This is a genomic window from Streptomyces sp. NPDC058683 (genome assembly GCF_042716195.1).
GTDB lineage: Bacteria > Actinomycetota > Actinomycetes > Streptomycetales > Streptomycetaceae > Streptomyces.
The window spans coordinates 40,432-52,987 of record NZ_JBHXSK010000019.1; the positions used below are offsets into that span (position 1 = coordinate 40,432).

Annotated in this window: 10 protein-coding genes; 5 read left to right on the plus strand and 5 right to left on the minus strand. The window is 71.2% G+C overall.

Features of this window, described 5'->3' with window-relative positions; translation table 11 throughout:
- The first annotated feature begins 164 nt into the window (after window positions 1-164).
- Window positions 165-3,704, plus strand: a complete 3,540-nt coding sequence (gene dnaE / locus ACFWXC_RS21860) for a DNA polymerase III subunit alpha (protein WP_384481007.1) — start codon at window positions 165-167, stop codon at window positions 3,702-3,704.
- Between the two features lie 138 nt (window positions 3,705-3,842).
- On the opposite strand, the gene ACFWXC_RS21865 is transcribed toward dnaE, so the two are convergent.
- Window positions 3,843-4,019 carry a hypothetical protein gene (locus ACFWXC_RS21865; protein WP_384481009.1) on the minus strand — a complete coding sequence of 59 codons (177 nt, stop codon included), beginning with the start codon at window positions 4,017-4,019 and terminating at the stop codon, window positions 3,843-3,845.
- A 220-nt stretch (window positions 4,020-4,239) separates the two neighbouring features.
- Here ACFWXC_RS21865 and ACFWXC_RS21870 point away from each other — a divergent pair, with 220 nt between their 5' ends.
- The 4 genes from ACFWXC_RS21870 (at window position 4,240) to ACFWXC_RS21885 (ending at window position 8,159) form a co-directional block, all read left to right on the plus strand.
- Window positions 4,240-5,463 (plus strand): NYN domain-containing protein, encoded by a 1,224-nt coding sequence (locus ACFWXC_RS21870; protein WP_384481010.1) that lies wholly within the window; start codon window positions 4,240-4,242, stop codon window positions 5,461-5,463.
- A 117-nt stretch (window positions 5,464-5,580) separates the two neighbouring features.
- Window positions 5,581-6,555, plus strand: coding sequence for an ABC transporter ATP-binding protein (locus tag ACFWXC_RS21875; RefSeq protein WP_384481012.1), 975 nt, complete (start codon window positions 5,581-5,583; stop codon window positions 6,553-6,555).
- Window positions 6,556-6,643: 88 nt separating this feature from the next.
- Window positions 6,644-7,468, plus strand: a complete 825-nt coding sequence (locus tag ACFWXC_RS21880; protein WP_384481014.1) for an ABC transporter permease — start codon at window positions 6,644-6,646, stop codon at window positions 7,466-7,468.
- A 34-nt stretch (window positions 7,469-7,502) separates the two neighbouring features.
- Window positions 7,503-8,159: an AAA family ATPase gene (locus ACFWXC_RS21885; protein ID WP_384481016.1), complete on the plus strand. Its 657-nt coding sequence runs from the start codon at window positions 7,503-7,505 to the stop codon at window positions 8,157-8,159.
- Between the two features lie 253 nt (window positions 8,160-8,412).
- On the opposite strand, the gene ybaK is transcribed toward ACFWXC_RS21885, so the two are convergent.
- The 4 genes from ybaK to ACFWXC_RS21905 all read right to left on the minus strand — a co-directional run bounded on the left by ybaK (window position 8,413) and on the right by ACFWXC_RS21905 (window position 12,501).
- Complete coding sequence (gene ybaK, locus ACFWXC_RS21890) at window positions 8,413-8,916, minus strand: Cys-tRNA(Pro) deacylase (protein WP_384481018.1); 504 nt, start codon at window positions 8,914-8,916, stop codon at window positions 8,413-8,415.
- 15 nt (window positions 8,917-8,931) lie between these two features.
- Window positions 8,932-9,672 carry an LON peptidase substrate-binding domain-containing protein gene (locus tag ACFWXC_RS21895; protein WP_384481020.1) on the minus strand — a complete coding sequence of 247 codons (741 nt, stop codon included), beginning with the start codon at window positions 9,670-9,672 and terminating at the stop codon, window positions 8,932-8,934.
- Window positions 9,673-9,683: 11 nt separating this feature from the next.
- Window positions 9,684-10,736, minus strand: a complete 1,053-nt coding sequence (locus tag ACFWXC_RS21900) for a hypothetical protein (RefSeq protein ID WP_384481022.1) — start codon at window positions 10,734-10,736, stop codon at window positions 9,684-9,686.
- 193 nt (window positions 10,737-10,929) lie between these two features.
- Window positions 10,930-12,501 (minus strand): oxidoreductase, encoded by a 1,572-nt coding sequence (locus tag ACFWXC_RS21905; protein WP_384481024.1) that lies wholly within the window; start codon window positions 12,499-12,501, stop codon window positions 10,930-10,932.
- Window positions 12,502-12,556 lie beyond the last annotated feature (55 nt).

Sequence of the window (12,556 nt, forward strand, 5' to 3'; positions counted from 1 at the left end):
AAGGTCCGGGGGAGTGCCCGCTTTCTTCGCCTGAAGGTACGCGGGGTGGCGGGCGGATTGTCAGTGCCGAGGCATAGGATTTCGCCGTCCCACCAGACTGTCCGCAGTCGGTCCGCAGTCGGTCGGAAGATCGTCGACGCCTGTTTCCTCTGGAGGCCGAAACCGTGTCAAAGCCGCCTTTCACGCACCTGCACGTCCACACCCAGTACTCGCTGCTGGACGGTGCCGCGCGGCTGAAGGACATGTTCAACGCCTGCAACGAGATGGGCATGACGCACATCGCCATGTCCGACCACGGCAACCTGCACGGGGCGTACGACTTCTTCCACACCGCGCAGAAGGCCGGAGTCACCCCGATCATCGGGATCGAGGCGTACGTCGCGCCCGAGTCCCGGCGCAACAAGCGCAAGATCCAGTGGGGCCAGCCGCACCAGAAGCGGGACGACGTGTCCGGTTCCGGTGGTTACACCCACAAGACGATGTGGGCGGTGAACAGTACCGGCCTGCACAACCTCTTCCGGCTCTCCTCCGACGCCTACGCCGAGGGCTGGCTGCAGAAGTGGCCCCGGATGGACAAGGAGACGATCTCCCAGTGGTCCGAGGGGATCGTCGCCTCCACCGGCTGCCCCTCCGGCGAGCTCCAGACCCGGCTCCGCCTCGGCCAGTACGACGAGGCACTGAAGGCGGCCGCCGACTACCAGGACATCTTCGGCAAGGACCGCTACTTCCTGGAGCTGATGGACCACGGCATCGAGATCGAGCACCGGGTCCGCGACGGCCTCCTGGAGATCGGCAAGAAGCTCGGCATCCCGCCGCTGGTGACGAACGACTCGCACTACACGTACGCGCACGAGGCGACCGCCCACGACGCCCTGCTGTGCATCCAGACCGGCAAGAACCTCTCCGACCCGGACCGCTTCAAGTTCGACGGCACCGGCTACTACCTGAAGTCCACGGACGAGATGTACGCCGTCGACTCCTCGGACGCCTGGCAGCAGGGCTGCGCCAACACCCTCCTGGTCGCCGAGATGGTCGACACCACCGGCATGTTCGAGGCGAAGAACCTCATGCCGAAGTTCGACATCCCGGACGGCTACACCGAGGTCACCTGGTTCAAGGAGGAGGTCCGCCGCGGCATGGAGCGCCGCTTCCCCGGCGGCGTCCCGGACGACCGCCAGAAGCAGGTCGAGTACGAGCTGGACGTCATCATCCAGATGGGGTTCCCGGGCTACTTCCTCGTGGTCGCCGACTTCATCATGTGGGCCAAGAACAACGGCATCGCGGTCGGCCCCGGCCGAGGCTCCGCGGCCGGCTCGATCGTCGCCTACGCCATGGGCATCACCGACCTCGACCCGATCCCGCACGGCCTGATCTTCGAGCGGTTCCTCAACCCCGAGCGCGTCTCCATGCCCGACGTCGACATCGACTTCGACGAGCGCCGGCGCGTCGAGGTGATCAGGTATGTGACGGAGAAGTACGGCGCCGACAAGGTCGCCATGATCGGCACCTACGGCAAGATCAAGGCCAAGAACGCCATCAAGGACTCCGCGCGCGTGCTGGGCTACCCGTACGCGATGGGCGACCGCCTCACCAAGGCGATGCCCGCCGACGTCCTCGGCAAGGGCATCGACCTGGACGGCATCACCAACCCCTCGCACCCGCGGTACAACGAGGCGGGCGAGATCCGCGGGATGTACGAGAACGAGCCGGACGTCAAGAAGGTCATCGACACCGCCAAGGGCGTCGAGGGCCTGGTCCGGCAGATGGGTGTGCACGCGGCCGGCGTGATCATGTCCAGCGAGCCCATCGTCGACCACGCCCCGATCTGGGTGCGGCACACCGACGGCGTGACCATCACGCAGTGGGACTACCCGCAGTGCGAGTCGCTCGGCCTGCTGAAGATGGACTTCCTCGGCCTGCGCAACCTGACGATCATGGACGACGCCGTCAAGATGGTGAAGTCCAACAAGGGCATCGACCTCGACCTGCTGGCCCTGCCGCTCGACGATCCGAAGACCTTCGAACTCCTCCAGCGCGGCGACACCCTCGGTGTCTTCCAGTTCGACGGCGGCCCCATGCGCTCGCTGCTGCGCCTGATGAAGCCCGACAACTTCGAAGACATCTCCGCCGTCTCCGCGCTCTACCGTCCCGGCCCGATGGGCATGGACTCGCACACCAACTACGCGCTGCGCAAGAACAAGCTCCAGGAGATCACCCCGATCCACAAGGAGCTGGAGGAGCCCCTCGAAGAGGTGCTCGCGGTCACCTACGGCCTGATCGTCTACCAGGAGCAGGTGCAGAAGGCCGCCCAGATCATCGCCGGCTACTCGCTCGGCGAGGCCGACATCCTGCGCCGCGTGATGGGCAAGAAGAAGCCCGACGAGCTGGCGAAGAACTTCGTCCTCTTCCAGAAGGGCGCCCGGGACAAGGACTTCAGCGACGAGGCCATCCAGGCCCTGTGGGACGTGCTGGTCCCCTTCGCCGGATACGCGTTCAACAAGGCGCACTCCGCCGCGTACGGCCTGGTCTCGTACTGGACCGCCTACCTGAAGGCGAACCACCCCGCCGAGTACATGGCCGGGCTGCTCACCTCGGTCAAGGACGACAAGGACAAGTCGGCCGTCTACCTCAACGAGTGCCGCCGCATGGGCATCAAGGTGCTCCCGCCGAACGTCAACGAGTCGGTGCACAACTTCGCCGCCCAGGGCGACGACGTGATCCTCTTCGGCCTGGAGGCCGTGCGCAACGTCGGCACGGGCGTCGTCGAGTCGATCATCAAGGCCCGCAAGGCGAAGGGGAAGTTCGCCTCCTTCCCCGACTACCTGGACAAGGTCGACGCCACCGCCTGCAACAAGCGGACCACGGAATCCCTCATCAAGGCGGGCGCCTTCGACGCGCTCGGGCACACCCGCAAGGGCCTCACCGCCCAGTACGAGCCGATGATCGACAACGTGGTGCAGGTCAAGCGCAAGGAGGCCGAGGGCCAGTTCGACCTCTTCGGAGGGATGGGCGAGGAGGACAGCAGCGAGCCCGGGTTCGGCCTCGACGTGGAGTTCACCACCGACGAGTGGGACAAGACCTATCTGCTCGCCCAGGAACGGGAGATGCTCGGTCTGTACGTCTCCGACCACCCGCTCTTCGGCCTGGAGCACGTGCTCTCCGACAAGGCCGACGCGGGCATCGCGCAGCTGACCGGCGGCGAGCACGCCGACGGCGCGGTCGTCACCATCGGCGGGATCATCTCCGGCCTCCAGCGCAAGATGACCAAGCAGGGCAACGCCTGGGCGATCGCCACCGTCGAGGACCTGGCGGGCTCCATCGAGTGCATGTTCTTCCCGGCGACCTACCAGCTGATCTCGACCCAACTCGTCGAGGACGCGGTCGTGTTCGTCAAGGGCCGCCTCGACAAGCGCGAGGACGTGCCCCGCCTGGTGGCGATGGAGCTGGCGATTCCCGACCTGTCCGCCGCGGGCGCCAACGCACCGGTGATCCTCACCATCCCGGCCACCCGGATCACCCCGCCCATGGTCAGCCGCCTCGGCGAGATCCTCAGCCACCACAAGGGCGACAGCGAGGTACGGATCAAGCTCCAGGGCCCGACCAAGACGACCGTACTGCGCCTCGACCGGCACCGGGTCAAGCCGGACCCGGCGCTCTTCGGCGACCTGAAGGTGCTGCTCGGCCCGTCCTGCCTGGCCGGTTAGACGTCGGTCGTATACGCGCCGACGGTCTCGTAATACGCGCTGACGGCCGTACGCGCGCGGAAGGGGCGCACCCGCGAACGGGTGCGCCCCTTCTGTGTGCCTGGGCTTCAACAGCCCTGAGGGACCTGGTGAGTCCGCTCAGTTGTGGCCGAAGCGCTTCTGCTGCTTCCGGGCAACATCTGCGGGGCTGCCCTGGATGTGCGTCACCGGCGAGTCGTGGGACTCCGTCGACGTACGCTGCGCGTGCTCGTGGGTCTGCTCGGCCTGCGGCGTGCGGTTCTGGGAGCCACCCTTGCGGTTCTTGTTCTTGGCCATGGTGATCTGCCTCCTGTGGGGGATCTAGGGGCCGAATTCAGATTCACATAGGCTGACAACGGACGCATTTCGGATAATTACCGTCTGTGACAGGGTTTGTCGGAGAGCAAGGTGCCGAAACGCCACGCCGAAGATCGAGTTCGGGCCGTTAACCCCCGCGCCGTCGGGCAGACTCGAAGGAAGCCCCGAAAGCAAACCTCCCGGAAAGAGGGTGAGTCGCGTGGACCGCTGCATTGTCCTGGTGGACGCCGGGTATCTGCTGGGTGCCGCCGCCAGTCTCCTCGCCGGTGAGCCCTCCCGATCCCGGATCACCGTCGACCACGCCGCGCTCATCCAGGCGCTGCGCGACCGCGCGGAATCCGACACCGAGCGTCCACTGCTGCGCATCTACTGGTTCGACGGCGCCCCCGACCGCGTCCCGCAGCCGGAGCACCGCCGGCTGCGCGTGATGCCCCGGGTGACCGTCCGGCTCGGCGCGCTGACCCGAAGCGACGGCCGCTGGGCGCAGAAGGGCGTGGACGCGGCCATGCACGCCGAGCTGACCGAGCTGGCCCGCAACGGCGCCTGCTCCGACGTGGTGCTGGTGACCGGAGACGGCGATCTGCTGCCGGGCATGATGGCCGCGAAGGAGCACGGGGTCGCCGTGCACCTGTGGGCCGTGCAGGCCGCCGACGGGGACTACAACCAGTCCGAGGACCTGGTCGCCGAGGCCGACGAGCGGCGGGTCCTGGACCGCGCGTGGATCACCCAGGCGGTACGGGCGAAGGAGCTGACCGCGGTCTGTGCGCCGCCGCCGGCGCCGCGGCCGGAGATCGCCGCGATCCTCTCCGCGCCGCTGCCCGATTCGGGACTGTCGGCCGCGGCCGACCCGGGCGCCGAGGAGGCCGAGCGGGCGCCGGTGGCGAGCGCGGCGGAGAACGGGGCGGTCGAGCGGGTGCCGGCGCCCAAGGGGGTGCCCACGCCGAAGGACCTCGCCGCGCTGCGGGCGCCGGGCGGGCAGCCGGTGCAGAATCCGGCGACCACCGCGACCCTGCGATGGTCCTCCGACAAGGGGTGGGTGGACCGGCCGGGGACCGTCGCGGAGCCCGCGGAGGCCACCTCCATGCCGACGCTGGCGCAGCTGACGACCGCGGAGCAGCGGTGGGCCGACCGGGAGGAGGACATCACGACCGTCGGCGGGGATCCCTTCGAGGTCGGGCAGGTGTTCGCACGGCGGTGGATCTCGCGGCTGGGCGACCAGAACCATGTGCAGAAGCTGTCCGGGATGTATCCGCGGATTCCGCATCGGATCGACGGGGAGCTGCTGCGGTACGCCGCCCGGTTCGGGTTGCTGGCCCACAAGGACGACCAGATCGACGAGCACGACCGGTACGCCATTCGGGCGGGGTTCTGGAGAGAGATCGATGTGCCGGCGGGGGCGGCGGAGCATGCACCCGCCGAATGAGTGAGCGCCGGGACGCGAAGCCGACGGCCCCAAAGACGAGTAAACGGGGGCGACCCCGTAGTCTCGTCCCTTGTGAGTACGGGCGTGGGTCGGGCACTTCGGCAGCAGAGTGACGTGGTGTGTGCCGTGCGTGGGCTGACCAAGACCTACGCCGCGGTCAAAGGGCGGCGCGGGACCCCCGCGGTGCCGGAGGTCCGGGCCACCGACCGGGTGGACCTCGATGTCCGCTGCGGTGAGATCTTCGGGCTGCTCGGGCCGAACGGCGCCGGCAAGTCGACCCTCGTACGACAGCTCACCGGGCTGCTGCGGCCCGACACCGGCACCGTCGAGATCCTCGGGCACGACATCGTGCGGCACCCGGAGCGGGCCGCACGGATCCTCGCCTATCTCGGGCAGGAGTCCAGCGCCCTGGACGAGCTGACCGTGTCCCTCGCCGCCGAGACCACCGGGCGGCTGCGCGGCCTGGACGTACGGCGGGCCCGCGCCGAGCGGGACGCCGTGCTCGATGAGCTGGGGCTCGGCCCCCTCGCCGGGCAGGCGATCAAGAAGCTCTCCGGAGGGCAGCGGCGGCTGGCCTGTTTCGCCGCGGCGCTCGTCGGGGAGCGGCCGTTGCTGGTGCTCGACGAGCCGACGACCGGGATGGATCCGGTGGCCCGGCGGGCCGTGTGGGCCGCCGTCGACCGGCGGCGGGCCGAGCACGGCGCGACCGTCGTCCTGGTCACCCACAACGTGATCGAGGCCGAGACGGTCCTCGACCGGGTCGCCGTGCTCGACCAGGGGCGGGTCATCGCCTGTGACACCCCGTCCGGGCTCAAGGAACGGGTCGCCGGCGAGGTCCGGGTCGAACTGGTGTGGCGGGAGCGGGCCCCGCTGGACGTGCCCGAGGTGGCCGTCCTGCGGGAGCGTGCCGTCGAGTCCGGCCGGCGCTGGACGCTGCGGCTCGCACCCGAGGAGGCGCGTGCCGTCGTCGCCACGGTGACCGGCGGGGCCGCCTTCGCCGCCCTGGACGACTTCACCCTCGCCACGCCCAGCCTGGAGGACGTCTATCTGGCGCTGGGCGGCGCCGCACGGCAGGGGCTGGTGAAGGCATGAGCGTGAACGCCGGGGCGACCGGGCCCGTACGGGAAGGCGCGGCGGCCGTACGTGCCGTGGATGCCGTTGGGAAGAGGAGCTGCGCGACGTGAGTGTCGTACCCGCGGAGGTTCTGCCGGGCGGTGTCCTGGCCCTGGAGGAGACGGTGCCGCGCCCGGCGGTCGAGCTGGGCCCGCGTGCGCGTCTGTGGCCGTCGCTGGTGGCCGTCTACCGGGCGCAGCTGTCCCGTGCCCGGGTGGCGCGGATTCCGCTGCTGTTCGTCGCGACCTTCCAGTCCGTCGGCATCATGATCATGATGCGGGGGGTGGTGGACAGCCGCGGCGAGGCCCAGTCGGTGGTGGCGGGGTCGTCGGTGGTGGTCGTCGCCTATGTGGCCCTGAACCTGCTGGCGCAGTACTTCGGGCAGCTGCGGGCGAGCGGCGGCCTCGACCACTACGCCACGCTGCCGGTGCCGCCGGCCTCCGTGGTGCTCGGGGCGGCCGCGGCGTACGCCTCCTTCACGGTGCCGGGGACGCTGGTGACGGCCGTCTTCGGGTGTGTGCTGTTCGGGCTGCCGCTGAGCAACCTGTGGGTTCTCCTCGCCGTGATCCCGCTGGCGGGGGCGGCCCTGTCCGGGCTCGGCGCCGCCTGCGGGCTGCTCGCGTCACGGCCCGAACTCGCCACGCTGCTCGGGCAGCTGGGCATGTCGGCGGCGCTGCTGCTCGGGGTGCTGCCGCCGGACCGGATGCCGGGGATCATTCGGCTCGCGCGCGACCTGCTGCCGTCGACGTACGGCGTGGAGGCCTACGCCCGGACCTTCGGGGCACAGCCCGACTGGGCCGTGGTCCTCGCTGACCTGGGCGTGTGTGCCGGCGTGGGGGTCGTCTCGCTGGCCGTCGCCACCTGGGCGTACCGGCGGGCCGCCGTCCGGTGACGCGCCGCACAGACCGGCCTGGCACGATGTCAGGGTGACCGCACCGTTGACGCCGCCTCCGCCGCCGCACGACCAGTCCTCGCACCAGGCCTGGCAGGCGCCGCCGCCTGCCGGGACGGCCGAGGCAGAGTACGGACAGGACGGTCCCGGGATGAAGACCGAACTGCGGCAGGCCGCGGTGATCGTTCTCGCGGTGGCGGTGAGCGGGGTGCTGCTCGGGCTGCTGTGGCTGTGGCTGGCGCCGCATGTGCCGCTGGTGGGGGACGAGTCCACCAAGGGCTGGGCGGTCTACCTCAAGGACACCGAGGGGGAGCAGGCGGCGGGGGTGGACGGCACGTTCACGTTGCTGGCCCTGGCGTTCGGGGCGGTGAGCGCGGCGGTGGTGTTCCTGTGGCAGCGGCGCGGGGGTGTGCCGCTGGTGGTGGCGCTGGGCATCGGGGGAGTGCTCGGGTCGCTGCTGGCGTGGCGGCTGGGGGTGTGGCTGGGGCCGGAGCAGGACGTGATCGCGCATGCGAAGGCCGTGGGCAAGGGGGTGACGTTCTCGGCGCCGCTGAAGCTGGGGGCGAAGGGGGCGTTGCTGGCGTGGTCGCTGTCGGCGTTGCTGGTGCATCTGGGACTGATGGCGCTGTTCGGCCCACGGGACCCGGAGCCGCCCTACGAGCACGGACCGTACGCGGCTCCGCCGGCGTAGCGTCTCGTACCGCCGCTCCTGCCCGCCGGGCGGCGTGGCAGGAGCGGGTGGTCGGCAGGGTCAGGGGCGCGGGGAACTGCGCGACCGGCCGCGCACGGCCCGCGGTCGGCAGCTCACCGCACCCCCGCCCGTACTCCCTATGCCGGACGGCGACCGTGGTTCGCGTGACCCTTCTTCGTGCGCCACTTCCGTTTCCGTGTCTTCTTCGACATGTCTCCCGTAATTAACCGAGAAAGGGAGCTCCGTCGAGAGGTCACGCACGCCCGATGGGCGCCAGGGTCGCGTTCGTCAGGTCGGCCAGGGACGTCGGGGACAGTTCGACCTCCAGGCCGCGGCGGCCCGCCGAGACGCAGATCGTGGGGTGGGACGACGCCGACGCGTCCAGGACCGTGGGGAGCTTCTTGCGCTGGCCCAGCGGGGAGATGCCGCCGCGGACGTAGCCCGTCGTGCGTTCGGCCAGGGCCGGGTCGGCCATCGCCGCGCGTTTGCCGCCGACCGCCGTCGCCAGGGCCTTCAGGTCCAGACTCCCCGCCACCGGCACCACCGCGACCGTGAGCGCACCGTCCACGTCCGCGACCAGGGTCTTGAAGACCCGGTCGGGGGACACGCCCATCGCCTCCGCCGCCTCCTCGCCGTAGGACGGGTGGGAGGGGTCGTGGTCGTAGGAGTGGACGGTGAAGTCCACGCCCGCCGCGGTCAGGGCCACCGTCGCCGGCGTGCCTCCGGGCTGCTGCTTCTTGTTCGGCTTCTTCGGCATGGCAGGGACCCCGGCTCAGTTCAGACTCGTCGGCGCCCGCGTCAGCTCCGCCGCGGGCAGTGACGGCAGGTTACGGATGATCGCCGTCTCGGAGCGAAGCAGTTTCAGCTCGTCGCGGAGCCGGGAGGCGGTGTCGGGAGCCTGGAGCAGCCGCTGCTTGGTGGGGATGTCGTGCATCATCGCCGCCGCGACCAGGTAGGAGACCACGGACGGTTCGTCGGGAAGCTCGACGCCCGTCGACAGCGAGCGCTCCCGCGCCCCCGCCAGCCGCTTCTGGTACTGACGGAAGGCCCGCAGCACCCCCTCCGCCAGCGCGCCCGCCTCGTCGCCCGGTTCCTCCGGCAGCTCCTCCAGCTCGGCCGTCAGGAACGGCCCCGAGGTGTCGACGGAGAGCAGCCGCACCCGGCTGGTCCCGGTCGCCAGCACCTCGAACGTGCCGTTCGCCCGCTCCCGGATCGTCGCCGCGTCCGCCACACAGCCCACCCGGTGGAAGGACTTGAGGGGGTCGGGCCCGAAGCCGGCCGCCGGACCCCGATCGGGCTGGGCCGTCGGGTCCGGCATGCCCGGCGCGCTCGGTGCCACCTCGTGGCCGTCGCGGATCGCCACGACGGCGAACCGGCGCGGTTCCTCCTCGGGGGTCTTCAGGAGATCGCGCATCATGGCGCGATAGCGCTCCTCGAAGATGTTGAGCGGCAGCACGAGCCCCGGGAACAGCACCGAGTTCAGCGGGAAGAGGGGAAGACGGACGGTGGTCACGGCGCCACAGCCTAGTGGTCATCGGCGGGGACGTGTCCGCCGTGCTCGGCCCGTGGGCGCCCCGCGCTCTGCTGCGAGGGGATCGGTCCGGTCTCGGGGAGGGGTTCCGTGCCGGCCAGCAGGTGCGCGCGGAGCCGTACGAAATGGCCCAGCGGGTCGTCGGACAGGCGGTCCCAGGGGAACGAGGTGACGTACGGGCCGATCAGCTGCAGCTGGGTGCGGGCGGCCTCCCAGCGTTCCAGCCGGACCAGGAGATACATCAGCTTGTTGCGGACCTCGGCCGGCCAGGGGTCGGCCGCCGGGAACCGGGCGGAGAGCGCGATCGCCCGGTCGGCCGCCGCGTCCAGGCGGGCGCGCGGTACCACCGGGCCGCAGCCGTCGGTGAGATAGGCGAAGGCCGCCCGGGCCGGGAGGGCCTGTACGAGGGAGTCGGCCGGGGCGTCCTGGGCGGCCAGGTCGGCGAAGTCGAAGCACTCGCTGTGCGAGCCGTGCCAGTACGTGCCCAGATAGCGCACGGCCGCCACATGGCAGCCGTGGTGGTGCGGGGCGCGGCGGACCGCCGCCTCCCACAGCTCCTCGAAGTACTTGTGTCCGGCGTTGGAGCCGCGTGCGTGGTCCAGCGCCACCCGCCACGGCACCGGGTCGCGGTCGTCGCCGCGAGCGGCGGCCGTGATCAGCGGACTCACCGCGCGTAGCAACTCGGTCCGGGCCGGGGAGGGCCAGGCCTGGTCCACCGCCAGCTGGGCGCGCAGCAGGAGCAGGTCCGGGTCGTGAGGGGCGGCCGTGGACCAGTCGTCCAGCCACTCGGCCCGGGAACGGGCGAACAGGGCGAGCCGGTGCACGTACCGGTCCCGTACCTCCCACTCGGCCGCGGCCCTGGTGCCGGCCAGCAGCCGTGCGGCGGGCTGGTACTCGCCCCGGCCGGCCGCGACCAGCACGGGGGAGAGCCGCTCGTCGGGCGCGTCGAGGAAGACCTCGTCGTCGGCCGGCAGCGGGCCGAGGGCGGGGCGCGGGGCGGTCCTTGCGGTCCGTGCGGAACGGAACAGCGCACGCAGCGAAGCCATGGTGTCGCCATTGAAAGTCCGCAGATCGGGCGCGCGCCAGACCACCAGGCCAACTCCGTGAAAGTTGTATGGTTCCAGGTCAAGGGAAGGTAAAAGGTGAGAGGTGCTCACCTGTTGAGTACCTGTCAGTTCCGCTTCCGATCGGTGCCCGTCGGTGCCCGTGTCGGTACCCGTCAGGCGCGGCGGGCCGCGCCTACCCGCGCCTCAGCAGCCGCGTGGCCCCCGCCGCCACCGTCGTCGCCAGGATCCAGCCCAGCAGGATCATCACGGCGGCCGCCCACTGCCAGCCGCCGCTGAGGCGCCACTGGCCGGCCTGGCCCAGGTCGATCACCGGCAGCAGCAGATCGAGGACGAACAGCGCCGGGTCCCAGACCGGATGCCCGCCGGACCCCATCGGCGGGTGCGGGGCGTGGGCGAAGGCGAGCGTGCCCGCCGCCCACAGCACGGTCATCCACACCGCCGCCCGGCCCGGCCGGTAGCCGTAGGCCACCGTCAGGTCCTGCACGTACCCCCAGAACTTGGCCGCGACCGGCAGCGTCTCGCGCCGCCGGCGCTGCTTGGCGAGCTGCACCTCGCGCGCGTCCTCGTCCTCGCCGGCGGCCCGCAGCACGGTCGCGAGCCGCTCGTACGGCTCCGGGTTGTACTCGGCGGTCGCCGCCGCCACCCACTCCAGGCGCCGGGTCAGCGGGAACGGACCCTGCGGAACCAGGTTCTCGTAGACGAAGCCGCCCATGTGCAGCCGCCCGGGGCCCGGCCAGCCGGCCGCCCCGTCCACCAGGTTCACGGTCCGGGCGCCCGACAGCACCACCCGGCCACGCTGCGGCTCCTCCCCGAGGAACCGCAGCTCCGGCGCCTGCACCCGGCGCAGCGACAGCTCCTGGTCGTCCGTGAAGGTGAACCGCGCCCGCTCCAGGTCGACGGCGTCCCCGAACCGCCCGTCGTCCAGCCGGATCCCGCCCTGGCACTCGAACCGCTGGATCCGGGTCCCGTGTGCCGGGGTCGTGCCGCTCTGCCAGGGGCCGCCCACCCCGGCCGGGGTCAGGTACAGGGTGCGGCCGACGGTCAGCTGGGGCGCGTTCAGCGCGAACCGCCCGTGGGGATTGCGCAGCCGGGCCCCGCGCAGGCTCAGCGAGACGCCCACCTTGGCGCTGCGCAGGCTCAGCTCCCCGTACGACTCCAGGAGGTCCGCCTGCAGATCCTGCCCGACGGTCATGCCGTCCGCCGCGATCGACCGCCCGCTGCGGTCCCGGTAGACCACCGCCTGGTTCAACAGCAGATCGGTGCCGATGTGCGCGTCGGTCAGCCGGACCCCGGCGAGGAAACGGCAGCGCGGCAGATGGAGGTCACCCTCCGTGCGCACCCGGGCCGCCTCCAGGCGCGGCACCGCGCAGTCGACCAGCCGCACGGTGGTGAAGTGCGCCTCCGGCAGCAGCACCTCGTCGTCGAACCGGCAGCCGCGCAGCTCCACGTACGGGGTGACGGCGCCGCCCGCCAGGTCCAGGGCGCCGGTGATCCGCAGGCCGGCCAGCTTCAGCGCGGCCACCCGGCCCGCGAGCGCCGGCGGCCCGTCGAGCAGCAGCCAGCAGACGATCCGCGCCCGCACGGTCCGCTCGGGCCCCCAGGGATGGCCGCCGTGCGGATCGTCCACCTGCGCGTCACCGCTGCTCAGGTCGTACACACTGCCGTTGCGGAAGGCCTGCCACATCCCGGCCTCGGCCGCGGTCAGATCGTCCGGCAGTTCCCCGTCCCGGACCCCCTCGGTCACGGCTCTTCCTTCTTCCTCAGCTACTCGCCAGTCAGGTGTTCGCCCAGCGGTGATG

Coding starts and splice junctions, on each gene's coding strand:
- ACFWXC_RS21865 (WP_384481009.1), bottom strand. CDS start 4,019: ATGGCCAAGAACAAGAACCGCAAGGGTGGCTCCCAGAACCGCACGCCG.
- ybaK (WP_384481018.1), bottom strand. CDS start 8,916: ATGCCGAAGAAGCCGAACAAGAAGCAGCAGCCCGGAGGCACGCCGGCG.
- ACFWXC_RS21900 (WP_384481022.1), bottom strand. CDS start 10,736: ATGGCTTCGCTGCGTGCGCTGTTCCGTTCCGCACGGACCGCAAGGACC.